Raw genomic sequence first — 24,454 nt, 5'->3', positions numbered from 1 at the left:
AGCCATGAACAGGCAATCCGTGCGATGCTCCAAGAAACCGTTTTCATGGAATGGAGGGATTCCACGATGTTGTCGCGTTTCCGTCGCCCTGTACTGTCTGCGCTGCTGGCGCTTGCCCTGCCTGCGACCAGCGCCTGGGCCGCAGCCCCCGCGCCGTTGAAGGTGATGTCGTTCAATGTGCGCACCCCGGCCGATACCGAGCCGGGCAAGCGCTGGCCCGACCGTCGCGACGCGATGGTGAAGGTCATCCTCGATGCGCACCCGGCGGTGATCGGCACCCAGGAACTGGTGCAGGAGCAGGCCGAGTACCTGGCAGGACACCTCCCCGGCTACCGCTGGTTCGGCGAGGGCCGCCGCGGCGGCAGCGGCGACGAGCACATGGGCGTGTTCTACGACAGCAAGGTGCTGGCGATCGAGGAATCAGGCAACTTCTGGTTGTCCGATACGCCCGATGTGCCCGGCAGCATCACCTGGGGCAACCTGTATCCACGCATGGTCACCTGGGCGCTGTTCCGCCGCATCGACGACGGCCGCCGCTTCTACTTCATGAACACCCACCTGCCCTACCGCGACGAAGACGAGCCGCGGCGGGTCAAGGGTGCCGAACTGATCGGCAAGCGCGTAGCCAACCTGCCGGCCGATCTGCCCGTCGTGCTGACCGGCGACTTCAACAGCGAACCCGGCGGCGACACCTACAAGGCATTCACCCGCGTGCTGCAGGACACCCGTACCCAGGTGAAGGCTCCGCAGGGCCCGCGGCTGACCTTCCACGATTTCACCGGCAAGGCCACCGTGCAGCTGGACTGGGTCCTGGTGCGCGGCTTCCATGCGCGCAGCTTCCTGACCGATGACCGCCGCATCGGTGGCGTGCTGCCTTCGGATCATTTCCCGCTGGTGGTCGAACTGGACTGGCCCAGGCACTGAGCAGCCACGGCAGCCGCCGCTACGGCGGTGGCTGCCGCGACAGCAGGCGATACAGCGCCTGATGCTGGTCGCGCGCCTGGCAGATGCGGGCCCCGATCGCCAGGAACACGGCCACGCCAATCAGGCCCAGCCCCAACATCGAATCCTGCAGGCGCAGGAAACCGACCGCCGCCGCCATCGTCGCCAGCACCAGCAGCACCACGACCGCCACTGACAGACCCGCACCGGGTGGACCCGGATCGCCGAACAACATCCGTTGGGTATCCCGCCTTCCATCCGCCATCGCCTGTCCTCCCGAGTGCCTGACCCACTTGTTACACGTCGGGCCGGCATTCCGGCAGAGTCAGAAACGTCACGAAGGTGAAGATGTACGCGGAACGCATCGCGTTACCCTGCCTCCTCCCCCGAACTGCGGAGCAGGACATGGCCCACCAGAGCCGGCTGGCTGGATTCATCATCGACTGCCAGGACCTTCCCGCCGACGCAGGTGCCGGCTTCTGGGCCGCCGCGCTCGGCCTGCAGGCACAGGCGGCGCGTGTCGAAGGGGGCGCCGAGTATGCCGACCTGCTGGGTGCACCGGCGGGCTTGAACGTGGAAGTCCAGCGGGTCGATCACCCGTCACGGGTGCACCTGGACATCGAGAGCGACGACATCGATGCCGAGGCCGACCGCCTGGAGAAGCTCGGCGCGCGCCGGATAGGCTTCGTCAAACGCTGGTGGGTGATGGAAGCACCGACCGGCCATCGCTTCTGCATCGTGCGCATGCGCGAGCGCGAGGTGCCGGCCAATCAGTGGCCCTGAAAGCAGGAGGGGACGGAAGCCACTGCCTCCGTCCCCTGCGGTTACTGCACCTGCGCCACGCTCGGTTGCTGCGGTGATTGCCCCCAGCCGCCCAGCGCCTTGTACACGCCCACCACGCTGACATTGACTTCGGACTCGGCCGCCGCCAGGGCGTCATCGGCCGCCAACTGCGTGCGCTGCGCATCCAGCAGGGTCAGGAAGTCTTCCGAGCCTTCGCGATAGCGGATCTGTGCCAGTGATTCGGCACGCCGTGCGGCCTGTGCCTGCTCGACCACGATCGCCAGCCGTGCCTGCTGCTTGGAATAGCGGGTCAGCGCGTTCTCGGTATCTTCCAGCGCCAGCAGCACGGCCTGCTCGTACTGCGCGGCCACGCCTTCGGCTTCAGCCTTGCTGGCACGCAGGCGTGCACGCACGGTACCGAAGTCGAATGCTGCCCAGCTCAGCGACGGGGTCAGCGACCAGGCCTTGTTGTTGCCATTGACCAGGCCACTGGCATCGCCGCCGAGGAACCCGACGAAGCCGGACAGCGACAACCGCGGGAACAGGTCCGCGGTGGCCACGCCCACGCGTGCGGTCGCAGCGGCCAGGCGACGCTCGGCCACGCGCACGTCGGCGCGCTGGCGCAGCAGTTCGCGGGTATCGCCCAGCGGCAGCGCCTTGGCGAAGGCCGGCACGTCGTGCGGCGCGAGCATGTCGGTCAGCACTTCCGGGCGCTGGCCGAGCAGCACGGCCAGCCGGTTGCGCGACTGCGCCTCGGCCACTTCCAGCAACGGGATGTCGGCCTCGATCGCCTTCAGGCGGGCGCGGCTGCTCTGCACATCCAGCTCGCTTCCCGCGCCCAGTTCCCAGCGCGCCTCGGTCAGCTTCTGCGTATCGCGCAGGTTTTCCAGCGTGTGCTGGGCCACCGCGATGCGCTTCTGCGTTCCGCGCAGCTCGAAGTAATTGCGTGCCACTTCGGCGGCGACCAGTACCTGCGCATCGGCCAGGTTGGCCTGCTCGGCACCGAGGTCGGCGCGTGCGGCCTCAGCGGCACGGCGCTTGCGGCCGAACAGATCCAGCTCCCAGCCGGCGTCGAAGCCGAGCTGGTAGCTTTCACTGAACACCCGCTGCCCACCCAGCTGCGGATCGGGTTGCTTGCGGCGGTCGTAGCTGCCGCCAGCGGTGATGTGCGGCGCCTGGTCGAAACGGCTTTCGACGAACACCGCGCGGGCCTGGCTGACGCGGGCCACGGCCACGCGCAGGTCCAGGTTGTCCGACAGGGCGCCATGCACCAGCTGTTCCAGCACCGGATCATCGAACTGCGCCCACCAGCTGGCCACCGGCGAAACGGTGCTGAAGACCGGCTGCTGTGCGCTCTGCAGGACCACCGGTTCCTGCACCGGGGCCTTGTAGTTCGGGCCGACGCTGACACAGCCTGCCAGCACCAGGCTGGAGACGGCCATCGCCAACGTGCGGATCACCATGGCAGCACCTCGCCCAGGTAGGTGAAGCTGCCGCTGGCACCGGATTCGCCGATCAGCGCCATCTGCACGCTGGAGCGCGCGCCTTCGGCGATTTCGATTTCGCCGTTGCCGCCGTTCATGTCGGTCTTCACGTAACCCGGATGCACGGTATTGACCTTGATCGGGGTGTTGCGCAGCTCGTAGGCCAGGCTCAGGGTCCAACTGTTCACCGCGGCCTTGGACGCGTTGTAGGCGGGAATCTTGAAGTGGTAGATGCCCGATGAGGGATCCGCGTGCAGGGTCTGCGAGCCGAGCATGCTCGACACGTTGACGATGCGCCCGGACTTGGCCTGCTTGACCAGCGGCAGGAATGCCTGGGTTACTGCGACCAGCGCATACACGTTGGTGTCGAAGGTACGCTTCCAGGTGTCGAGCGACTGCTCCGACGGCGCCTGCGCCGGGTTCTCGATCATGATGCCGGCATTGTTGACCAGGATGTCGAGGCGGCCGTGACGCTGGCGCACCTGCTCGACCGCTTCGGCGATGCTGGCCGCGTCGGTCACGTCCAGTTGCAGGGCTTCGACCGGCAGGCCTTCAGCCTGCAGCTTCAGTGCCAGCTCCACCGCCGTATCGCGCTTGCGACCGGCCAGCAGCGTATGCACACCTGCCTGGGCCAGCTGGCGCACGGTTTCCAGGCCGATGCCACGGGTGGCGCCGGTGACCAGCGCGATCTTGTTCTGATGGGTATTCATGGATGCATGCCTTGTGGGTGGAAAGCCGCCGCCGGCCAGTGACCGGCGGCGACGGGGTTCCATGTCAGTGGTGGATGGTCGGCTCGCCGTGCTGCACCAGCTGGCCACCGCCGTTGCGGGTGACGAACTTGCGCAGGGCCACGTAGAACACCGGGGTGAGGAACAGGCCGAACAGGGTCACGCCCAGCATGCCGGCGAACACGGTGATACCGGTCACCGAGCGCACCTCGGCACCCGCGCCGTGCGACAGCACCAGCGGCACGGTACCGGCGATGAAGGCGATGGAGGTCATCACGATCGGGCGCAGACGCAGGCGGCAGGCTTCCAGCGCGGCTTCAACGATGCCCTTGCCGCCCATCTCCAGCTCTCTGGCGAATTCGACGATCAGGATCGCGTTCTTGCACGCCAGGCCCATCAGCACCACCAGGCCGACCTGCACGAACACGTTGTTGTCGCCACCGGTCAGCCACACGCCGAACAGCGCGGACAGCAGGGTCATCGGCACGATCAGGATCACCGCCAGCGGCAGCGACCAGCTCTCGTACAGCGCGGCCAACACCAGGAAGGCCAGCATGATCGCCACCGGGAACACGATGAAGGCCGCCTTGCCCTGGGTCGCCTGCTGGTAGCTCAGGTCGGTCCATTCGGTGGTCATGCCCACCGGCAGCACCTTGCCGGCGATCTCGGTCAGCTTGTTCATCGCCTCGGCCGACGACAGCAGGCGCGGGTCAGCCTCACCGGCCAGGTCTGCTGCCGGATAGCCATTGAAGCGCAGCACCGGGTCCGGGCCGAAGGTCTGCTTGATGGTGACCATCGAACCGATCGGCACCATTTCGCCGCGGTCGTTGCGGGTACGCAGCTTGCCGATGTCCTCGACCGTCTCGCGGAACGGACCGTCGGCCTGGGCGATCACCTGCCAGGTACGGCCGAACTGGTTGAAGTCGTTGACGTAGGCCGAACCGAGGTAGGTCTGCAGGGTGTCGAACAGCTCGGTGAGCTGCACGCCCTGCGCCTTGGCCTTGACGCGGTCCACTTCGGCATCCAGCTGCGGCACGTTGGCCTGGTAGCTGCTGATCGGGAAGGCCATGCCCGGCGTCTGCGCAACGGTGCCCTGCATTGCCTGCACCGCATTCTGCAGCGCGCCGTAACCCAGGTTGCCACGGTCCTCGATGAACATCTGGTAGCCGTTGCCGTTGCCCAGGCCGAGGATCGGCGGCGGCATCATCGCGAACGCGAAGCCTTCCTGCAGGCCGGCGATCTTCTGGTTGATCTCGGCATTGATCTGTGCGGCGGTGCGGCCATGGCGCTCGGCGAACGGCTTGAGCGGGATGAACGCCACACCGGTGTTCGGCGTGTTGGTGAACTGCAGCGCGTTCAGACCCGGGAACGAGATGGTGTGGGCCACGCCATCGGTTTCCTGGGCGATCTTGGCGACCTTGCGCAGCATTTCATCGGTGCGCGCGATCGACGAACCTTCCGGCAGCTTTACACCGGCGATCAGGTACAGCTTGTCCTGGGTCGGGATGAAGCCCGGCGGCACCAGCTTGAAGATCACGCCGGTACCGACCAGCAGGATCGCGTAGACCACGAACACCGCGCCACGACGGCCGAGGATGCGGGCCACGCCACGCTCGTACTTCTCCGAGCTGGACTTGAAGAAGCGGTTGAACGGACGGAACACCCAGCCGAACAGGCGGTCGATCAGGCGGCTCGGCGCATCCTTCGGAGCACCATGGGCTTTCAGCAGACGCGCGGCCAGGGCCGGCGACAGGGTCAGCGAGTTGATCGCCGAGATCACCGTGGAGATGGCGATGGTGACTGCGAACTGCTTGTAGAACTGGCCGGTGACGCCGGACAGGAAGGCCATCGGCACAAACACGGCACACAGCACCAGCGCGATCGCCACGATCGGGCCGGACACTTCACGCATGGCCTGGTGGGCCGCAGCGGTGGGTGACAGGCCTTCCTCGATGTTGCGCTCGACGTTCTCCACCACCACGATCGCGTCGTCGACCACGATGCCGATCGCCAGCACCAGGCCGAACAGGCTCAGCGTGTTGATCGAGAAGCCCAGCAGGTACAGCGCGGCGAAGGTACCCACCACCGACACCGGCACCGCGATCAACGGGATGATCGAGGCACGCCAGGTCTGCAGGAACAGGATCACCACCAGCACCACCAGGGCGATGGCTTCCAGCAGCGTGGAGACCACGGCCTTGATCGAGTCGCGCACGAAGATGGTGGTGTCATACACCGCTTCGTACTTCACGTCGGCCGGCATGGTCTTCTGCATCTCGTCCATCGTCGAGATGACCTGGTCACGAATCTCCAGCGCATTCGCACCGGGCGACTGGAAGATACCGATACCGACCGCGTTCTTGCCATCCAGCTGCGAGCGCAGGGTGTAGTCACCGGCACCCAGTTCAAGGCGGGCCACGTCGGCCAGGCGCACGATCTCGCCATCGGTGCCGCTCTTGAGCACGATGTCGCCGAATTCCTTTTCGCTCTTCAGGCGGCCCTGGGCGTTGATCAGGGTCAGGAACTGGCTGTTCGGCAACGGTTCGGCGCCGAGCTGGCCCGCCGAAACCTGCACGTTCTGCTCGCGCATGGCACGCACCACGTCGCTGGCGGTCAGGCCACGCGAAGCCACCTTGTCCGGGTCCAGCCAGGCACGCATGGCGTAGTCGCCGCCACCGAAGATCTGCGCGTCACCCACGCCCGGAATACGCGCCAGCGCATCCTTGACGTGCAGGCGGGCGTAGTTGCGCAGGTACAGGGTGTCGTACTTGCCTTGCGGCGAGGTCAGGTGCACCACCATCAGGAAGGTTGGCGACTGCTTCTGCGTAGTCACGCCCTGCCGGCGCACGTCCTCGGGCAGGCGCGCCTGCGCCTGCGCCACGCGGTTCTGCACCTTCACCGCCGCCGCGTCCGGATCGGTACCGGGGCGGAAGGTGACGGTCATCTGCAGCACGCCGTCCGAGCCGGCAACCGACTTCAGGTACATCATGCCTTCGACGCCGTTGATCGCTTCTTCAAGCGGCGTGGCGACGGTCTCGGCAATGACCTTGGGGTTGGCGCCCGGATACACCGTGCGCACGACCACCGACGGCGGCACCACTTCGGGGTACTCGCTGATCGGCAGGATTGGAATCGTGATCAGGCCTGCGGCGAAGATCACGATCGACAGCACCGCCGCGAAGATCGGCCTGTCGATGAAGAAACGGGAAAAGTCCATGGAGGAATTCCTGGGAAAGGCGTCCGGCGGGCAACAGCCACCCTGCCCCTCGCCGGGATGACGAAGGCAGGGAAGGCTGCCGCTGGCGCCGGCAGCTAAGCGGGGACGCGGATCAGGAGCCGGCGGATCAGTGGTTCAGGGCGGCGGTGGCATCGCGGCCCGGTGCCGGCGCAGCCTGCGGCTGCATCGCCACGGCCTTGGCCTGCACCGGCATGCCCGGCATGAAGACCTTCTGCACGCCGTCGATGATCACCTTGTCGCCGGCGGCAAGGCCGTGCTCGACAATGCGCAGGCCGTCGGCGGTGCGGCCGAGCTGGATGTCGCGGCGCTGGGCCTTGCCATCCTTGTCTACCACGTAGACGTACTTGCGGTCCTGGTCGGTCAGCACGGCCTTGTCATCGATCAGCATGGCCTGGAACTGGCCGCTGCCAAGCAGCTGCACGCGGGCGAACAGGCCCGGCGTGAACTGGCGGTCGGCGTTGTCCAGCAGCGCACGGACGCGGATGGTGCCGGTGCTGCGGGCCACCTGGTTGTCGAGGAAGTCGACCTTGCCCGCATGCGGGTAGCCCTCTTCGCCGGACAGGCCGACCTTCACCGGCAGCGCGCTGTCACGCTCGCTGGGGCGCTCGCCCTTGCGTGCCATCTGTGCATAGCGCAGGAAGGTGCTTTCGTCGGCATCGAAGTAGACGAACACGGTATCCAGCGAGACCAGCGTGGTCAGCACGCTGGCGCTGTCGCCTGCGGTGACCAGGTTGCCGGCGGTGACCATCGCGCGGCCGGCACGGCCATCGATCGGTGCACGCACCTTGGTGAACTCCAGGTTGAGGCGGGCTGCATCCAGCGCCGCCTGCGCGGCCTGCACGGCGGCGCCGGACTGGTCGGCAGCCGCGCGGCGCTGCTCGGCGGTCTCGGTGGAGATCGCCTGCTGCTCGGACAGCCGCTTGGCACGCTCGGACTCGCTGCGGGCCAGCGTGGCCTGGGTGCGGGCGCGGGCCAGCTCGGCGGCCGCGCGATCGTACTCGGCCTGGTAGCTGCGCGCGTCGATGGTGAAGAGCACTTCGCCCTTCTTCACTTCCTGGCCTTCGACGTAGTTGACCTTGTCGATGTAGCCGGACACGCGCGGGCGCAGTTCAACGCTCTGCACCGCTTCGACGCGGCCGCTGAACTCGTCCCACTGGCTGACCTGCTTGACCAGCACCGGCGCGGCGCTGACCTGCGGCGGCGGCGGAGCACCGGCCTCTTCGGCATGGCCGCCGCTGCAGGCCGCAAGCACGGCCGCGGCGAGGATCGACACGCCGACCATCGCGATGCGATGGCCGAAACGATGTGGGGTGGTATTGGGGGAAGTCATGGCATGCATCCGTACGGAGGGGTGGTACAGCTATATGAGAACGTGTTGCAAAAATCGGCGGCGCATACTGCGACCTCAACCATGGTCGAGGTCAAGCGATGCCCGCGGTATCGCGCCACAGTGGAGGGACATCCAGGTGCAGCAGGCCGCGCGGCAGTTCGGCATCGCTGCTGTCGCAGCGGACGATGGCGCGGTTGTCGCGGCAGCCGTCCAGCAGGGAGACCACACGACGACCGACCAGCAACGAGCTTGGCCACTCGATGCACGCATTGGCCGCGTTGGCCGGGGTGCACACCGGACTGCAGACTTCCAGCATCTGCGCGCGCACACCCAGTGCCTGCGCTTCCTGGTGCACCACCTGCGCGTACATGCGCAGCGCGGCGGTGGTGATCGAGGTCTCGCCGTAGCCCGCCCAGGGCTTGGCGTTGGCGGGGCTGCCGATCATCACGTAGCGGCGTGCATGCACGTTGTCCTGCAGCAGTGGCAGCAGGTGACGCACCGCGTGCACGTGCGGCATCAGGTCGGCCTGCATCGCCCCCAACAGCTCATCGCCATTGCGGTCGGTCACCCGGCCGCGACGGTAGGGGCCACCCATTGCGGCGATGACCGCCGCCAGCGGACGCGGGCGCTGCGCGATGCGTTCGGCCAAGGCACGTGCCGAGCCGTCATCGCTGAGCGAGCCCAGCAGCGTCTCCAGGCCGGGCTCGTCGGCGAACTGCTCATGCAGCGCCGCCAGCCGACCCGGGTCGCGGCCAACCACCAGCACCGGGCTGCCGGCTTCCAGCAATGCGCCGACCACGCCCTGGCCGACGGCACCGGTGCCGCCGAGGACCAGGACTTCGGGCGTCAGTATCCCATTCACGGGACATTTCCTCCCAAATCCGGGATAGTCCCGATCCGGCGCAGCCGGTCACCCTTGTGCGGGGCCAGGCGGATGGCACCGCCACGCTGCTGACGCATGGGCGCGGTAAACTCACGAAAGTCCTTGTGTACCAAGGAACTCGGACGGGCTTCGACGGTCATCGCCAGGTCCAGGGTGTTCTGGCCGACATGCCGGAAGCGGGCAAGAATGTTGCGCAGGCTCATGGCGAGGGGGCTCCATTTCACGAATGGCGCCACGATAGACCTCAAACCTTTACTTGATTAGTCCTGATTAAGGGGAATAATCATCCCGCTCCCGGTCCAATCGTTCTGTCACGATTGGCCCATCCCCGACGTCCAGGATCCCCGACCATGTCCCACGATCTCAACGAGACGCTGATCTTCGTCAAGGTGGTCGAGCAAGGCAGTTTCATTGCCGCTGCCAAATCGCTCGGCCTGCCCAAGACCACGGTCAGCCGCAAAGTGCAGGAGCTGGAAACGCGCCTGGGCGCGCGGCTGCTGCACCGGACCACCCGCCGCCTCGGCCTGACCGAAGCCGGCTCGATCTACCACGAGCATTGCCAGCGCATCGCGCGCGAGCTGGAAGAAGCCGAAAGCGCGGTGAGCCAGTTGCAGTCCGGCCCGCGCGGCTGGCTGCGCTTCACCGTGCCCTATTCGATCGGCATCACCTGGATCGCCCCGCTGCTGGGCCAGTTCCATGCGCAGTATCCGGAAATCCGCCTGGACATGCACATGGGCAACGAGAAGCTGGACCTGATTGCCGGCGAAGCGGATCTGGCGCTGCGTGTGGGCGCCCTGCCCGATTCCAACCTGGTCGCGCGCAAGCTGGGCAGCCTGCGCACGCAGGTGTTCGCCAGCCCGGCCTACATCGAGCGCTATGGTGAGCCGCTGCATCCGGAAGAACTGCAGTTCCATCGCATCCTGGCGATGCGCAAGCCGTATCACACTGGCAATTCACCGCGCTTCACCTGGCAGCTGGGCGAGAACGGCGGCGAGCTGCGTGACTTCCCGGTCACCCCGCTGATGACCGCCAACGACATGTCTGCGCTTAATGGTGCACTGGTGTGTGGCGAAGGCCTGCTGCTGACCGGTGATGTGATGGCCAAGCCGTTCGTCGAGTCCGGCATGGTACGGCGCGTGCTGGCCGGCTGGACCGGCCCGGAAGTGGACTTCAACGCCGTGTTCGCCGGTGGCCGCCTGGTCTCGCCGAAGGTGCGGGCGTTCGTCGATTTCCTGGTGGAAAAGCTCAACTTCGACGCCAACTACATGCTGGCGCAGTGCCCGGGTGCGAAGCTGGCACAGCAGCAGAAGGCCCAGGAAGACGCGGCGTTGGAGAGCAGCGGCAAGCGCATCCTGGAGAAGGTCGCCGCCTCGGCGGTGTAACCGGCTTCTGTAGAGTCGAGCCATGCTCGACTGCGGTTGGAACGGCGCCGACCAAGGTCGGCATCTACCAGGAGATGAGTTGCGGCATTTCCTTCCGGCTGCGCCGGGCGTCCGGTAGATGCCGACCTTGGTCGGGGCCGTTCGGAGAAGCCGCGAACGGGAACGCTGTCGGTGTGCCGAGCAAGCTCGGCACCCACAAAAATGCCGCCTGCAAGGGCGGCATTTTCGTTCCGGCTGCGTGGCTCTCGGTAGATGCCGACCTTGGTCGGCGCCGTTCGGAGAAGCCGCAACCGGAAGCGCTATCGGCGTGCCGAGCAAGCTCGGCACCTACAGAAAATGCCGCCTGCAAGGGCGGCATTTTCGTTCCGGCCAGGCCGGAACAGCAACAACGCTACGCGTTATTGCTTGAGCGGAATCACGCGGATCTCGACGCGGCGGTTCTTGGCACGGCCGGCATCGGTGCTGTTGTCGGCAATCGGATACGACTTGCCGGCCCCCAGCGTTTCGATGCGCACGCTCTGCACGCCTTGGCCGATCAGGTACTGCGCCACCGAATCGGCGCGTTCCTTCGACAGGCGGTTGTTGACCGCGTCGCTGCCGATGCTGTCGGTGTGGCCCACCACTTCGATCATGGTCTGGTTGTACTCGCGCAGCGTACCGGCCACACCGTTGAGCGAGCCGTAGAACTGCGGCTTCAGGGTGGCCTTGCCGAAGTCGAAGGTGATGCCATCCGGCAGGTTCAGCATGATGTTGTCGCCCTGGCGCTGCACATCGATGCCGGTGTTGGCGGTGCGCTCGCGCAGCGCGCGTTCCTGGCGATCCTGGTACTGGCCGACGGCGGCGCCGCTGAGCGCACCGATACCGGCACCGATCAGCGCGTGCTGGCGCCGCTCGGTGGCGCTGTCACCGGTCAGCAGGCCGGCAGCCACACCGATGGCGGTACCGATCAGCGCGTTGCGGCCGGTACGGTTCTGCTGTTCGGTCGGGTTGCCGTACTGGTCGCTCTGCACATAGGAGCCGCCGGTGGCGCAGGCCGACAGGACGGCCGCACTCATCAGGGCCAGTGCGACGTTGCGGGTGGTGTTGCGGATCATGTGGTTCTCCTTGTTTTCCGGTCGGGTCGGCGGCTTACGGGCGCAGAGAGAATAAACAGCCCGATGCGATGTCGGGATGATGATCGGTCGCGGCAACAGGGCCGCGTTCAGCTAACTGACTGGAACGCTCAGCCCGCGCTTTACCCAGCCCCCGTCTGCCGGTAGGCGGCCAGCGCAGCATCGCGGCCGGCGGCCAGATCCACCAGCGGCGTACGCGGATAGCCCGGGGCATGCGCCGCCAGCAGCAGCGGATGCTGCCACGGCGCGAAGCGCGCTTTCACCGGCAGCGCCGCCAGTTCGGGCACCCAGCGGCTGATGTAGCGCGCCTGCGGGTCGAACTTCTCCGCCTGGGTGACCGGGTTGAACACCCGGAAGTACGGGGCCGCGTCGGCGCCGGTGCCTGCCACCCACTGCCAGCCCATCGTGTTGTTGGCCAGGTCGGCATCGACCAGGGTGTCCCAGAACCAGCGCGCGCCCTGCAGCCAGTGCGCACGCAGGTGCTTGCACAGGTAGCTGGCAACAATCATCCGTACCCGGTTGTGCATGTAACCGGTGTGCCACAGCTCGCGCAGGCCCGCATCGACGATCGGCACGCCGGTGTTGCCGCGCTGCCAGTCATGCAGTTGCGCTGCAGTGGGCGTGGCCCAAGGGAAGCGGTCGAAACGCGGATTGAGGTTGTCGGTCGGCGTCTTCGGGAAGTGATGCAACAGGTGGTAGGCGAAATCGCGCCAACCCAGTTGGCGCAGATAGCCGTCGATGTCGGCATCAGTGCCGGCACTGCGCAATCTCTCCAGCGCATGCGCGATGCGCCACGGTGCGATCTCGCCGAAATGCAGATGCGGCGACAGCCGCGAGGTGCCGACCCGGTCCGGCAGGTCACGCTGCTCGCGGTAACCGCGCAACGCGCCGTCCTCGAACACGGACAACGCCTCCAGCGCGCCGGCCTCGCCCGGCTGCCAGTGCTCCCAGAAGCCGGAATCCCAGTCCAGCGTGGGCGCCAGCCGCAGCTCGTCCAATGCGAGGCCGTCGACCGAGTGCGCGGTCAGTGCCTTCGGCGCGGCACTCAGCGTCGGCAGGCGCCAATGACTGAGTACGTTGCGCCAGTACGGAGTGAACACCTTGTACGGCTGACCCTGCTGTGTCGCGATGTCCCAGGGCTCGAACAACAGGCTGCCATTGCAGCTCTGTGCGTCGATGCCCTGCTCGCGCAGCGTGCGTTTGATGGTGGCGTCGCGTGCCTGGGTGGCCGGCTCGTACTTGCGGTTCCAGTACACCGCCTCGGCGCCGGTCTGCCCGATCAGCAACTGCAGGGCCGGCAGGCTGTCACCACTACGCAGCACCAGCGATGAACCGCGCGTGCGCAGGTCGGCGTCCAAGGCACCCAGTGAACGGTGGCGCCACGCATCGGAGGCCGCGCCAGGCACCCACTCGCCTTCCTCGTGCGGCGCGTGGAGATAGACCGGCACCACGTCGTGACCCGCATCCAGCGCGGCCTGCAGGGCCGGATTGTCCTGCAGCCGCAGATCACGGCGGAACCATACCAACGCTACCGACACATGCACCGCCTTCGTTGTGGAAGGCGGACATGATAGCCAGGGGCGGTGAAGGTGATGCGCGCGTCCGGCCACCCACCCACGGCGGGGTTCTAGCGCTTGAACCGCTGCATGGCCTCGCGGATCACTGACCGTGCCTCGGCGGCGTTGCCCCAGCCATTTAGCTGCACCGGGTTGCGCCCGGCCGGCAGGTCCTTGTAGACGCGGAAGAATGCTTCGATCCGCTGCCGTTCGGCCTCCGGCAGGTCCGCCAGGTCGCGGATACTGGCGTAGGTCGGGTCGACCTTGTCGGTCGGCACCCCGATGATCTTCTCGTCGTGCTCGCCGCCATCGATCATCTTCAGGTAACCGATCGGCCGGAAACGCACGATCACGCCCGGATGCAGCGGTTCGCGGGTCAACACCAGCGCATCCAGCGGATCGTTGTCGCCGGCCAGGGTGCGCGGCATCGAGCCGTAGTTGGCCGGATAGGCGACCGGCATCGACTGGAAGCGGTCCACGTGCACCAGCCCGTCTTCCTTGATCTCGTACTTGGTGAAGCTGCCGGCCGGGATCTCCACCGCCAAGTTCACTTCCTGCGGGGCCTGCGCCGGCTGGGCGACCAGGAAGGGATGCAGCACGGTATCGGCGGCGGTTACCGCACTGGCCAGCAACAGCAGGGACGCGCCGATGGCAGCCAATGGAATGATGCGGCGGGGTGTGGTCATCGGCGTCTCCTCATTCCCAGCAGCGGTCGGCGCGACCCTTGGCGGTCTGCGCACGCGGGCAGTCGCGTGGCGTGATGCGGCCTTCGGTCAACTCCGTGCGCTGCTTTCCACCCTTGGCATCACGACGCAATTCGAAGGCATCGTAAAGACGGCCGGTCACGGTGCGTGCTTCATAGCGCAGGTGCTGCGGGTCGATGTTCAGCACCTGGAACAGCTGGGTGTCCTCGGCCACCGGGTCCATCGTCCTGCGCGCTTCGTCGGAAAGGCGGTACTGCTTCGGTCCGGCCACGGTCACCACATACTGCGGCGTCGCGGCCTGCCCTTCGCCACGGCGGCCATAGGTGTGGTCATGGCCCTGCAGCACCAGATCTACGTTGTGGCGGCGTACCACCGGCAGCAGCACGTCACGCAACGCGGCGTTCTCGCGCCCTTCGCGCGGCGAGTAGAACGGCTGGTGCAGCAGCACGATGGTCCACGCCTGCCGATTGCCGGTCAGCACCTTGTCCAGCCACTGTGCCTGCGCCTTGGCGGTGCCGAGGTCGAGTGCCGATGTGCCATCGACCACGGCCACGCGCACGCCCTGCGCATCGAACCAGTAGCTGGTCTGCTGCGCGGCGGTGGCACCATTGCCCGGCAGCGCGAACGTCACCGGCCAGTGGCGGCCCAGCACGCGGCGCTCCTGCGGGGTGTCCTCGAATTCCTCGAAGTACTCGTGGTTGCCGATGGCCGGCGCCACCAGCGTTTCCTGCGCCAGCCAACTGGTCGCAGCGAACCACTCACCCCACTCGCTGTCATCCATGTTGTCGCCTCCGCTGACCAGGTCACCGGCAAACAGACTCATGCGCGCCTGCGGCGCAGCCTTCTGCGCGGCACGCACCACGCGGCTGACATGGCTGACGTTCTTGTTCTGGGTATCGCCGAAGTACAGCAGGGTCAGCGGCTGATCGGCGCTGGCCAGCGTGCGCAGCTGGTTCCAGGCGCTCCAGCTGCCATTGCCCTGCACACGGTAGACGTACTGGGTATCCGGCTGCAGGCCATCGATATCTGCCCGATGGTGGTGCGACAGACCGTTCTCGGTCTGCAGCGCGCGGGTCGTCGCACGCACCTGGCGGATGCCTTCAATGGCCGGCGAATCTGCGGCCAGCGCGATTTCCAGCAGCGGCGCCTGCACGCTGTCGTCGGTACGCCAGGCCACGGCGAACCCATGGCTGGAATCAACCGCCGGCGAGGCGACGATGCGGTCCGGCACCGTCGTCGCCGCGTAGTGGCGGCTACCTGCCGGCACCTGGGTATTCGGTTCGGCCGCCGCGAACGACAGCGACGGCAGCGCCAGCAGCAGGCCCAGCGCCAGCGCGCGCATTACGCACTGCCCGCTCATGCGCCACACTCCAGCGGCAACGCCAGCTGCTTGGCGATGCTCTCCCAGTCGAAGGCCACCACGCCCTGGTCGTCATGTACTGCATACAGCGCACCGTGTGGGAAGCGCGCGCTGGGCTGCTGCATCATCCAGATGCCATCGGTGTTGGCCACGGTATTGCCCTGGAACGCGCCGACCGGCTTCAGCGTGTGCCGGTCGAACAGGTGGAACACGCTGCGCTGCTTGCCCTGTTCGGTGGTGATCCACCAGCCGTCCTTGCCGCAGGTGCGCAGGGTCACGCCTTCGGCCTGGGCCTTGAACACGTCGCGGCCAAAGGTGGTGCCAGTGAAGCGGCCCGCCAGGGTGTAGACCTTGAACTCGCTGGCGTAGCGCTCGTCCTCTTCGGCAATCAGCAGCCGGTCGTTCTCGGGGTCGCCCCAGATCGACTCGACCACGCGCAGTGCACCGGCCTCGGTGGTATCGCCGATGCTGGCCACCAGCTTCGCCTCGACCTTCGCGCCGTCGCGGGTCACATGGTACTGGCGCACGCGCTTGTCCAGCTCGGCCAGCGGCGGCAGGATGTCACGCCCCTGCGCATCCTCGCCGTTGTCCCAGGAATCGGTGACGTAGACGCTGTAGCCATCGGCACGGCGGTCGACCCACAGACCGTACGGCTTGCGCAGGTCGTCCGCAGCGAAGGTCGCCAGCGGCGCGAAGTCCGGCAGGCTCAGCACCTGCACGCGGTGATTGTCGCGCTCGACGATCCACAGCAGGTCGTCGGTCACCGCGATGCCGTTTGGGCGGTCGAACTGCCCCGGTGCGGTGCCGCTGCTGCCGACGTCACGCAGGTGCTGGCCGGTGCTGCCGTCGTAGACCACCAGCTTGTCGGTGGCCTTGGCGGTGGCGATCAGCCACAGCGCGCCGTCCGGCGCGCGCCAGGCCGCCGGCGAGTCGATGTTGTCGGCCGGGGTCATCGGTGACAGGAACGCTTCGGCGATGGTGCTCACCACGCGCTCGCCACTGGCGGCCGGCGCGGCCGCTCCCGCAACCGGATCGTTGCCGGTGGCCGGCGTGCAGCCGGCGACCAGCGTAGCCGCCAGCGCGGCGGCCAGGACAGTGACGCCACGCCCCATCACAGCGCCACCTTCAGGCCCAGCGCATAGGTGCGGCCGTACTCTTCCATCTGCAGGGTGCGCGAGCGGGTGCCCTGGTACAGCTCCAGCGGCTTGTCCAGCAGGTTCTGCGCTTCGAAGTACATGCTCACGCGCGGGGTGAACTTGTAGTCCAGCGAGAAATCGAGCTGGGTGTTGGGTGCCACGTAGATGTCGAATGCACGTCCCTTGCCGATGCTGTCCAGATACTCGCTGCGGTACACGGCCGCCAGACGCGTGCTTACACCGTACTTTTCATAGCCGATGTGTGCGCTGTAGACATGCTTGGAAGCGCGCGGCAGGGTGAAGTCCTCGCCCTCACGTCCCTTGATGCCGGCATCGAACGTGGTGTCCAGCCAGGTGCCACTGGCACCGACCAGCAGGCCATCCAGGCCCTCCGGCAGGAAGGCCAGCTGCTGCTGCCAGTTGAATTCCGCGCCACGCACGGTGGCCTTGCGACCATTGATCGGCTGGGTCACGTCGAATCCGCCGTAGGCCGGATCATTGGTCCGCACGGTCTCCACGATGTAGCCATCGATCGACTTGTGGAACAGGCCCAGCGAAACGATGCCGCTGCTGCCGATGTACTTCTCCACCGACAGGTCGATGTTCTTCGACTCGTACGGATCCAGTTCCGGGTTGCCCAGGCGCACTTCCTCGTCACCGCGGCTGTAACCCACGCGCGGCGAGACGTCGCCGAAGGACGGGCGCGATACGGTCTTGTTGGCCGAGGCGCGCAGCACCCAGTCATCGGCCGCGTCATAGCGCAGATGCAGGCCCGGCAGCACGTTGGTGTAGCTGCTGTTGGCCACGCGCGGGGTGACGGTGAAGCTGCGGCCGTTGGCGGCCACGTCCACCTGGTTGCCGACTGCCTTGAAGCGGGTGTTCTCCACGCGCACGCCGCCGATGATGCGCAGCGCGCCCACATCCCAGGTACCCATGGCATAGCTGGCGAAGATGTCCTCGCTGGCCACGTAATCCTCTTCCAGCGACGTCATCGCATTGCCGCCGACATCCTGCGGGCGGGCGCTGTACTGGCCACCATTGGCGGCCCAGAACGCGCGCATCGCAGCCGAGTCCATGCCATCCCCCATGTTGCCGTGGCGATGCTCCGGCGAAGAGGTGGTCCAGCTCGACAGCACCACCTTCGGGCCGACGCGCAGTTCGCGCTCATCGACATTCACGTCGCGGTCGCGCCAGCGGCCGAGCAGGCCGAACTTGATGCTGCTGCTGTCGCCGTCGAAGCGCACGTTGACCTGCGCGCTGTGTTCCTTGTCGTTCACCTGCTTGGGCGAAAGCACGACGCGGTCGAACGCGTAGTTGCCGTTGTCCAGCCACTGCGGGTTATCGAAGCTGTAGCTGGGCAGGCGGCTGCTCTGGTCCAGGGTGCCATTGAAGGCCTTGCCGTTGAGCTTGAAGCGCGCCTCCATCTCGTCGTTCACGCGCTCTTCGGTACGGGTGTAGCCGATCCGGTAATCGACCACGGCGTTGGTCAGCTTGTTCTCGCCACCAAGACTGGCCGCAAAGGTGTTCTCCTTCTTGGTGCGGTAGCGCATGCGCTTGTCGATCGAGTCCTTCGGCATGCCATCGAGCCGGTACTGGTCGGTGCCGGTCTTGACCATCTTCGCGTCGTCGAAGTTGAAGATCACGCGCTGGCGGGTCTCCGCATCGTCGAACTGGCTGTACAGCGTGCGCAGGTAGTACGTGCTGTCTTCGTTGGGGCGCCAGTCGAGGTTGAGGTTGGCACCGATGCGCTTGCGCTCGATCTCGTACTTGCGGTGCTGCAGGTTGATCGCGGTCACGTCACCGGGGGCGACATCGTCCTCGCCGTCATATTCCACTTCGGTGTTGTCCGACTCGAACTTCCGCTTCTGGTAGTTCACGCCCAGCGCCACGCCGAACGTGTCGTTGAACACTTCGCTGTAGTTGAAGGCGGCCTTGGGGCTGGTCTCGCCGGACAGCTGCTGGTGGCTGCCCTCGATCTTGCCGCGCAGGCTGCGGCCGTCGCGGTCGAAGGCCGACGCCGATTCCACCAGCACGGCGCCGCCGATGGCATCACCGGGCATGTCCGGGGTCGGCGACTTGACCACGCGCAGGCGCTCGGTGGAGTCCGATGGGATCACGTCCAGCGGCGCGGCGCGGCTGGAATCTTCCGGCGTACCGATGGCGATGCCATCCACGCTGACGCTGTTGAGATTGGCATCCAGGCCGCGAATGACCACGAAGCGGCCTTCGCCCTGGTCGCGGGTCACGCTGACGCCCGGCAGGCGCTGCAGTGATTCGGCCACGTTCTTGTCCGGATACTGGCCCAGGGCATCGGAGGACACCGCGTCCTCGATGGCGTCGCTGCTGCGCTTGAGGTCGACCGCGCGGATCTGCGATTCGAGCTGGGCGCGCACTTCGATACGGTCCAGGTCGACCGCGTCGGCCGCCACGGCGCCGGTAGCGGCTACCGCCTGTTGCCCGGCAGCCTGCAGCGGTGCCGCGGCCCCCATCGCCAGGGTCAGGGTGATGGCAACGGCCAACGGAGTCTTGATATGCACTGGGAATCCCCACTCCTGTTAAGAATGGGTCTGCACGGTATGTCCGCAAGGTTGCATGGCCGTGACATGCGCCTGCACATTTCATGTACATCAGATCCAGGCCCGGTTTGGGGTTCGACACGCCAATCCGGCAAAATGGCCTCCTCTCTCCTTTTCCCCCTTCCCGACCATGAAGATCGTCGAAGTGCGCCACCCGCTGGTGCAGCACAAGATCGGCCTGATGCGCAACGCTGCGCTCAGCACCAAGGATTTCCGCGAACTGGCCAACGAGCTGGGTACGCTGCTGGCCTACGAGGCCACCGCCGACCTGGACACCGAGCCGCACACCCTGCCCGGCTGGGCCGGCCCGGTGACGGTGCAGCGTATTGCCGGCGCCAAGATCACCGTGGTGCCGATCCTGCGTGCCGGCCTGGGCATGCTCAGCGGCGTGCTGTCGCTGATCCCGGCGGCCCGTGTCAGCGTGGTCGGCCTGCAGCGCGACGAGGAAACCCTGCAGCCGGTGCCCTACTTCGAGCGCCTGACCGGCCGCCTGGAAGAGCGCGACGCGCTGATCCTGGACCCGATGCTGGCCACCGGCGGCACCCTGATCGCCACCATCGACATGCTCAAGCGTGCCGGTGCCCGCCGCATCAAGGGCATCTTCCTGGTGGCCGCGCCGGAAGGCATCGAAGCGGTCAAGGCCGTGCACCCGGACGTGGAGATCTACACCGCAGCCATCGATGCCCAGCTCAACGACAAGGGCTACATCCTGCCGGGCCTGGGCGACGCCGGCGACCGCATCTTCGGTACCCGCGTCGGTTGATCCGGTGAACCGGGGTCAGAGCCCTTTCACAGCGAAAGGGATCCGACCCCAACATCGCGGGGGTCGGACCCCTTTCGCAGAAAGGGCCCTGACCCCACCACCCCGCATTCCGGCCTACAGCCCGGCGGCGAAGGCTTCCAGCTGGTCGATGGCGGTGTTCCAGCCGTCGAAGAAGCCCAGCTGCTCATGCTGGTCACGCAGCGCCTTGTCCGGGTGCATCACCCGCGCGGTGTAGCGGCAGCCCTGCCCCTCGTCCTCCATCGTGATCACGGCGGTAAAGCCCAGCCAGGGTGACTGCGGTCGCCAGCCCGCACCCAGCATCGAGGTGAACACCAGGCGCTGCTGCGGCACGATCTCCAGGAAACTGCCCGGATTGTCACTGCTGCCGCCATCGGGACCCTGCATGAAGGTGTGGAAGGCCCCGCCGGGGCGCAGGTCGAATGCGCGTACCTCGGTGGTCCACGGCTTCGGGCACCACCACTGGCGCAGCAGTTCCGGGTCGGTCCACGCCCGCCACAAGGCGGCGCGCGGTGCGTTCAGCACACGGCAGATCACCAGATCGGTGTCGGGGTTGTTACCTGCGTCTACGGCCATGGGCCTGCTCCTGTCGGTGAAGGGTTTCGACGAAATCGACCATGCGGTCGGAACGCGCTTCCCAAGCCGCACGCTGTTCTGCGAGCCATTGTTCGGCCTGGCCCAGCCGCGCCGGCACCAGTTCGCAGGTGCGTGTGCGCCCCTGCTTGTGGCTGCGCACCACGCCGCTGCGCTCCAGCACGGCCAGGTGTTTCATCAGCGAGGGCAAGGCCATCTCGAAGGGTTCGGCCAGCATCGACACCGTGCGCGGCCCCTGCCCCAGCGCCGCTACGATCGCGCAACGGGTCGGGTCGGCCAGTGCCTGGAAGACATCTTCAATGGCAGGATAATACTTACCCATATAGCTAAGTAATACGCCGGTCTGAACGTTGCCGCAAGCAGGCGCGGCACTGGCGTGATTCTTCACGTGGCCTTGCCGGCCTGAAGCGAATGCTCCGCGCACCCGCCACCCTTGGAGCTCCCGATGAAAGCCTCTTTCCTGCTGGCCGCCGTCCTGCTGGTCGGCCTGCCCCTGGCTGCCAACGCCACCACCCCGCAGCAGCAGCGCATGGCCGAATGCTCGGCCAAGAACAAGGGCTTGAAGGGTGATGCCTACAAGACCGCGCAGAGCTCCTGCCTCAGCGGCCACGCCGCCGAGACCAAGGCGGTCAATCCGCAGCAGGAACGGATGCGCAAGTGCAACGCTGACGCGGGCGCGAAGAAGCTGGCCGGTGATGCGCGCAAGACCTTCATGAGCAGCTGCCTGAAGTCGTCGTAATCGTCGCGTCCGGATCGAACGCCATCCACGCATGGCGTGGATCTGCCACCGTCAGTGAAAGGCCGGGCATTGCCCGGCCTTTTCATTACCCCAGGGCGCGCGCCTTCAGCTCGCCCTGTTCGTGCAGGGTCACGAAACGTCCCTTGTCATCACGGCCCAGCTGCGCCAGCGCCACCTGCGGGTCGTGGGTGAAGAACAGCCGCACGTTGCGCGCCAGCTTGTCTTCAAGGAACTGCCGCTTCTCGTCGATCAGCAGCTCGGCGTTGCGGTCGTAGCCCATGGTGATCGGCACGTGTACCCATGAGCGCCCCGGGATCAGGTCGGCACAGAACACCACGCCACCATGCGCACTTTCGCCGGCATGCGCGTGACCGACGATCTCGGCCAGCATCAGTCCCGGCGTATGCCCGTCGCTGTAGCTGAAGCGCACGCTGCGGCCAAGTGCCTTCGAGTACTCCCCGTCCACCACTTCCAGCCGGCCACTGGCCTGCAGCAGGCCCGGCAGTTCCGGAATGAAGCTGGCACGGTCGCGCGGATGCGGCTGCACGGCGCGCTGCCAATGCTGCGCACCGACCACGTAGGTCGCGTTGGGGAACAGCAACTCGGGTTCACGCCCTTCGCTCCATGCCGCCAGCAGGCCGCCAGCATGATCGAAATGCAGGTGGCTGAGCACCACCACATCGATATCCTCGTGCTCGAAGCCGGCTTCGCGCAACGAATCGATCAGTACGTGCTGGCTTTCCTGCACGCCGTAGCGCTCGCGCATGCGCGGATCGAAGAACGCCCCGATACCGGTTTCAAACAGCACGGTCTTGCCTTCCAGCGGACTGGCAAGCAGTGCGCGGCAGGCCAGCTCGATGCGATTGAGCTCGTCCGGTGCCGCCCATTTTTCCCACAACGCACGCGGTGCGTTGCCGAACATCGCACCGCCATCGAGGCGCTGCGAGTTTCCACGAATAGACCAGAGTTTCATGCGTCGATTATCGGCGCCAGCCCGTTAAATAATCGCTAGAAAGGAAACAGAAAACCCCGCCGGCAAAGGCGGGGTTTCGGTAATCTGCCGGATTGCCGGCCAGCAGCCGGCGCTACCGGATCAGCGTGCCGGCACGACCTGGGCGCTGCCCACCGGGTTGCGGGGGTCGCTGCCGCCGAACAGCTTGTTCGCCTTGCGGTCCCATTCCACGGTCTGCAGGTTGCCCCACACGTGACTGGAACCGCGGCCGCCTGCGGCGACGTCACCCGGCAGGTCGATCTTGTGGCCCATCGCCTGCAACTGCTTCACCGTCGCCGCGTCGAACGCATCGTCCTCGGCTTCGATCAGGTCCGGCAGCCACTGGTGGTGGTAGCGCGGCAGCGCGGCAACCTGCTGTGCATCCAGGCCGTCGTCGTAGCCGAGGATGCCCAGCAGCACCATGGTGATGATGCGGCTGCCACCCGGGGTGCCCAGCACCACGACCTTGTCGGCGTTCTCCATGAAGGTCGGCGTCATCGAGCTGAGCATGCGCTTGCCGGCCTTCGGCGCATTGGCCTCATAGCCCATCACGCCGAACGCATTGGGCGTGCCCGGCTTCAGCGCGAAGTCGTCCATCTCGTTGTTCAGCAGCACGCCGGTGCCCTTGGGAATCAGCCCCGAGCCATACAGCAGGTTGACGGTCTGGGTGGCGCCGACGCGGTTGCCGTCGCGGTCGATGATCGAGAAGTGCGTGGTCTCGTCGTCTTCCAGCGGCGTCGGATTGCCCGACAGCAGGTCGCTGGGCGTGGCCTTCTCCGGATGGATGGTCGCCCGCAGGCCCTGCGCGTAATCCTTGCTGGTCAGCACTTTCTGCGGGATCTGCACGAAGTCCGGATCGCCGAGGAAGAAGGTGCGGTCGCGGTAGGCGCGGCGCATCGACTCCACCACCAGGTGGGTGCGGTGGGCCGGGTCCATCTTCCTGATGTCCCAGCCTTCCAGGATCTGCAGCATGCTCGCCAGCGCGATGCCACCGGACGACGGCGGCGGCGCGGTGGTGATCTTCCAGCCGTTGTAGTTGAACACGATCGGCTCGCGCTGCTTGACGCGGTAACCGGCCAGTTCTTCAGCGGTCCACTTGCCGCCAGCCTGCTTCACGCCCGCCAGCAACAGCTTTCCGGTCTGGCCCTTGTAGAAGCCATCAAAGCCACCCGCGGCCAGGCGCTCCAGCGTCTGCGCCAGTTCCGGCTGCTTGAACAGGTCGCCGCTGGCGATCGGCTTGCCATTGCGCAGGTAGACCTCGCGCGTGCCGGGATAGCGCTCCATCACTTCACGCCGCGACGCGTAGCCCTTGGCCATGCGGTCGTACACCGGGAAACCTTCGCGCGCGATGCGGATCGCCGGCTGCAGCGAGGCCGACAACGGCAGCTTGCCGTGCTTGGCCGACAGCTCGACCAGCGCTGCGGGCAGGCCGGGAATACCCGCCGACCAGGCACCGTTGACCGAACGATCACGGTCCAGGTTGCCCTGCTTGTCGAGGAAGGCCTGCGGGGTCGCCGCAGCCGGGGCGGTCTCGCGCGCATCCAGCATCACATCCTTGCCGGTGGCCGCGTCGTGCAGCAGGAAGAAGCCGCCGCCGCCCAACCCGGAACTGATCGGCTCGACCACCGCCAGCGTGGACGACACCGCCACTGCAGCGTCGAAGGCGTTGCCGCCCTGCGCCAGGATGTCGATGCCGGCCTGGGTGGCCAGTGCGTGGCCGCTGGCAATGGCCGCGCCATCAGGGCGATCGGCACGGGCCGGGCTGTCAGCCCAGGCCATGGGGCTCAGCAGCAGGCCGAGCAGCAACAGGGGGCGGACGATCAGCGTCTTCATTCGGATGGGGGCTCCGCGTAGAGTTCGGGGTGATCGTGCTGCAGCTGGCGCAGCTTGGCCAGCAGCTGGTCTTCCGTTTCCACGATCTCCGGGTCCGGGTCGATGCACTCGACCGGGCAGACGACCACGCACTGTGGCTCGTCGAAATGACCCACGCATTCGGTGCAGCGCGCAGGGTCGATCACGTAGATGGTTTCACCCATCGCAATGGCCTGGTTGGGGCAGGCCGGCTCGCATACGTCGCAGTTGACGCAGAGCTCGTTGATTTTCAGCGACACGGCGATACTCCTCGCCCGCGCCCT

General features: G+C 66.6%; 23 protein-coding genes. 5 read left to right on the top strand and 18 right to left on the bottom strand.

Annotated elements, in window-relative coordinates; genetic code table 11:
* Positions 1-66 precede the first annotated feature (66 nt).
* Entirely contained in the window at positions 67-924 is an 858-nt protein-coding gene (locus tag AC5P56_RS12080; protein ID WP_032959133.1) for an endonuclease/exonuclease/phosphatase family protein, read from the top strand.
* Between the two features lie 19 nt (positions 925-943).
* On the opposite strand, the gene AC5P56_RS12075 is transcribed toward AC5P56_RS12080, so the two are convergent.
* Complete coding sequence (locus AC5P56_RS12075) at positions 944-1,207, bottom strand: hypothetical protein (protein ID WP_032959134.1); 264 nt, start codon at positions 1,205-1,207, stop codon at positions 944-946.
* Between the two features lie 140 nt (positions 1,208-1,347).
* On the opposite strand from AC5P56_RS12075, the gene AC5P56_RS12070 reads away from it, so the two are divergent.
* The gene (locus AC5P56_RS12070; RefSeq protein WP_014646791.1) at positions 1,348-1,725 is read left to right on the top strand and encodes a VOC family protein; all 378 of its coding nucleotides are present in this window, start codon (positions 1,348-1,350) and stop codon (positions 1,723-1,725) included.
* Positions 1,726-1,766: 41 nt separating this feature from the next.
* Here the strand turns inward: AC5P56_RS12070 and AC5P56_RS12065 are convergent, their stop codons facing one another.
* From AC5P56_RS12065 to AC5P56_RS12040, 6 genes are all read right to left on the bottom strand, one after another.
* The gene (locus AC5P56_RS12065; protein ID WP_014646790.1) at positions 1,767-3,188 is read right to left on the bottom strand and encodes an efflux transporter outer membrane subunit; all 1,422 of its coding nucleotides are present in this window, start codon (positions 3,186-3,188) and stop codon (positions 1,767-1,769) included.
* The gene (locus AC5P56_RS12060; RefSeq protein WP_049439198.1) at positions 3,182-3,919 is read right to left on the bottom strand and encodes an SDR family oxidoreductase; all 738 of its coding nucleotides are present in this window, start codon (positions 3,917-3,919) and stop codon (positions 3,182-3,184) included. The genes AC5P56_RS12065 and AC5P56_RS12060 overlap by 7 nt, the downstream gene beginning before the upstream one ends.
* A 64-nt stretch (positions 3,920-3,983) precedes the next feature.
* Positions 3,984-7,154, bottom strand: a complete 3,171-nt coding sequence (locus tag AC5P56_RS12055) for an efflux RND transporter permease subunit (protein WP_014646788.1) — start codon at positions 7,152-7,154, stop codon at positions 3,984-3,986.
* A gap of 127 nt (positions 7,155-7,281) precedes the next feature.
* Positions 7,282-8,505 (bottom strand): efflux RND transporter periplasmic adaptor subunit, encoded by a 1,224-nt coding sequence (locus AC5P56_RS12050; protein WP_014646787.1) that lies wholly within the window; start codon positions 8,503-8,505, stop codon positions 7,282-7,284.
* Positions 8,506-8,596: 91 nt separating this feature from the next.
* Positions 8,597-9,367, bottom strand: a complete 771-nt coding sequence (locus tag AC5P56_RS12045) for an SDR family NAD(P)-dependent oxidoreductase (protein ID WP_014646786.1) — start codon at positions 9,365-9,367, stop codon at positions 8,597-8,599.
* Positions 9,364-9,591: a hypothetical protein gene (locus tag AC5P56_RS12040; RefSeq protein WP_041863314.1), complete on the bottom strand. Its 228-nt coding sequence runs from the start codon at positions 9,589-9,591 to the stop codon at positions 9,364-9,366. Before AC5P56_RS12040 ends, AC5P56_RS12045 begins: the two co-directional genes overlap by 4 nt.
* A 147-nt stretch (positions 9,592-9,738) precedes the next feature.
* On the opposite strand from AC5P56_RS12040, the gene AC5P56_RS12035 reads away from it, so the two are divergent.
* Positions 9,739-10,770 carry a LysR family transcriptional regulator gene (locus AC5P56_RS12035; protein ID WP_032959145.1) on the top strand — a complete coding sequence of 344 codons (1,032 nt, stop codon included), beginning with the start codon at positions 9,739-9,741 and terminating at the stop codon, positions 10,768-10,770.
* Positions 10,771-11,168: 398 nt separating this feature from the next.
* Here the strand turns inward: AC5P56_RS12035 and AC5P56_RS12030 are convergent, their stop codons facing one another.
* The 6 genes from AC5P56_RS12030 to AC5P56_RS12005 all read right to left on the bottom strand — a co-directional run bounded on the left by AC5P56_RS12030 (position 11,169) and on the right by AC5P56_RS12005 (position 19,127).
* Positions 11,169-11,864 carry a YiaD family glycine zipper/OmpA-like lipoprotein gene (locus AC5P56_RS12030; protein ID WP_014646784.1) on the bottom strand — a complete coding sequence of 232 codons (696 nt, stop codon included), beginning with the start codon at positions 11,862-11,864 and terminating at the stop codon, positions 11,169-11,171.
* A gap of 140 nt (positions 11,865-12,004) precedes the next feature.
* A complete protein-coding gene (locus AC5P56_RS12025) occupies positions 12,005-13,420 on the bottom strand; it encodes a cryptochrome/photolyase family protein (protein ID WP_032959146.1) in 1,416 nt (471 codons plus the stop codon).
* 89 nt (positions 13,421-13,509) lie between these two features.
* A complete protein-coding gene (locus AC5P56_RS12020; protein WP_014646782.1) occupies positions 13,510-14,124 on the bottom strand; it encodes an inorganic diphosphatase in 615 nt (204 codons plus the stop codon).
* Between the two features lie 10 nt (positions 14,125-14,134).
* Positions 14,135-15,502, bottom strand: coding sequence for a purple acid phosphatase family protein (locus tag AC5P56_RS12015; RefSeq protein ID WP_053496001.1), 1,368 nt, complete (start codon positions 15,500-15,502; stop codon positions 14,135-14,137).
* Complete coding sequence (locus AC5P56_RS12010) at positions 15,499-16,614, bottom strand: NHL repeat-containing protein (protein ID WP_049439193.1); 1,116 nt, start codon at positions 16,612-16,614, stop codon at positions 15,499-15,501. Before AC5P56_RS12010 ends, AC5P56_RS12015 begins: the two co-directional genes overlap by 4 nt.
* On the bottom strand, positions 16,614-19,127 hold the full coding sequence (locus AC5P56_RS12005; RefSeq protein ID WP_495231728.1) for a TonB-dependent receptor: 2,514 nt from the start codon (positions 19,125-19,127) through the stop codon (positions 16,614-16,616). Before AC5P56_RS12005 ends, AC5P56_RS12010 begins: the two co-directional genes overlap by 1 nt.
* A gap of 217 nt (positions 19,128-19,344) precedes the next feature.
* On the opposite strand from AC5P56_RS12005, the gene upp reads away from it, so the two are divergent.
* Positions 19,345-19,977 (top strand): uracil phosphoribosyltransferase, encoded by a 633-nt coding sequence (gene upp, locus AC5P56_RS12000; RefSeq protein ID WP_005409099.1) that lies wholly within the window; start codon positions 19,345-19,347, stop codon positions 19,975-19,977.
* A 114-nt stretch (positions 19,978-20,091) separates the two neighbouring features.
* Here the strand turns inward: upp and AC5P56_RS11995 are convergent, their stop codons facing one another.
* Together AC5P56_RS11995 and AC5P56_RS11990 are read right to left on the bottom strand one after the other, a co-directional pair.
* Positions 20,092-20,571, bottom strand: coding sequence for an SRPBCC family protein (locus AC5P56_RS11995; RefSeq protein ID WP_014646778.1), 480 nt, complete (start codon positions 20,569-20,571; stop codon positions 20,092-20,094).
* Entirely contained in the window at positions 20,552-20,977 is a 426-nt protein-coding gene (locus tag AC5P56_RS11990) for an ArsR/SmtB family transcription factor (protein WP_229653747.1), read from the bottom strand. The genes AC5P56_RS11995 and AC5P56_RS11990 overlap by 20 nt, the downstream gene beginning before the upstream one ends.
* Positions 20,978-21,034: 57 nt before the next feature.
* Between AC5P56_RS11990 and AC5P56_RS11985 the strand changes: the two genes are divergently transcribed.
* Positions 21,035-21,328, top strand: a complete 294-nt coding sequence (locus AC5P56_RS11985) for a PsiF family protein (RefSeq protein ID WP_046430010.1) — start codon at positions 21,035-21,037, stop codon at positions 21,326-21,328.
* 85 nt (positions 21,329-21,413) lie between these two features.
* Here AC5P56_RS11985 and AC5P56_RS11980 read toward each other — a convergent pair whose 3' ends face one another.
* The 3 genes from AC5P56_RS11980 to AC5P56_RS11970 form a co-directional block, all read right to left on the bottom strand.
* The gene (locus AC5P56_RS11980; protein ID WP_019338337.1) at positions 21,414-22,301 is read right to left on the bottom strand and encodes an MBL fold metallo-hydrolase; all 888 of its coding nucleotides are present in this window, start codon (positions 22,299-22,301) and stop codon (positions 21,414-21,416) included.
* A 120-nt stretch (positions 22,302-22,421) separates the two neighbouring features.
* On the bottom strand, positions 22,422-24,152 hold the full coding sequence (gene ggt, locus AC5P56_RS11975) for a gamma-glutamyltransferase (RefSeq protein WP_014646774.1): 1,731 nt from the start codon (positions 24,150-24,152) through the stop codon (positions 22,422-22,424).
* Complete coding sequence (locus AC5P56_RS11970; protein WP_004153175.1) at positions 24,149-24,430, bottom strand: YfhL family 4Fe-4S dicluster ferredoxin; 282 nt, start codon at positions 24,428-24,430, stop codon at positions 24,149-24,151. The genes ggt and AC5P56_RS11970 overlap by 4 nt, the downstream gene beginning before the upstream one ends.
* Between the last annotated feature and the right edge of the window lie 24 nt (positions 24,431-24,454).

The organism is Stenotrophomonas sp. YJH_SMC_131 (assembly GCF_059367975.1).
Note: the sequence above shows the minus strand (reverse complement) of the source record. Positions and strands in the feature narration are given on the sequence as shown.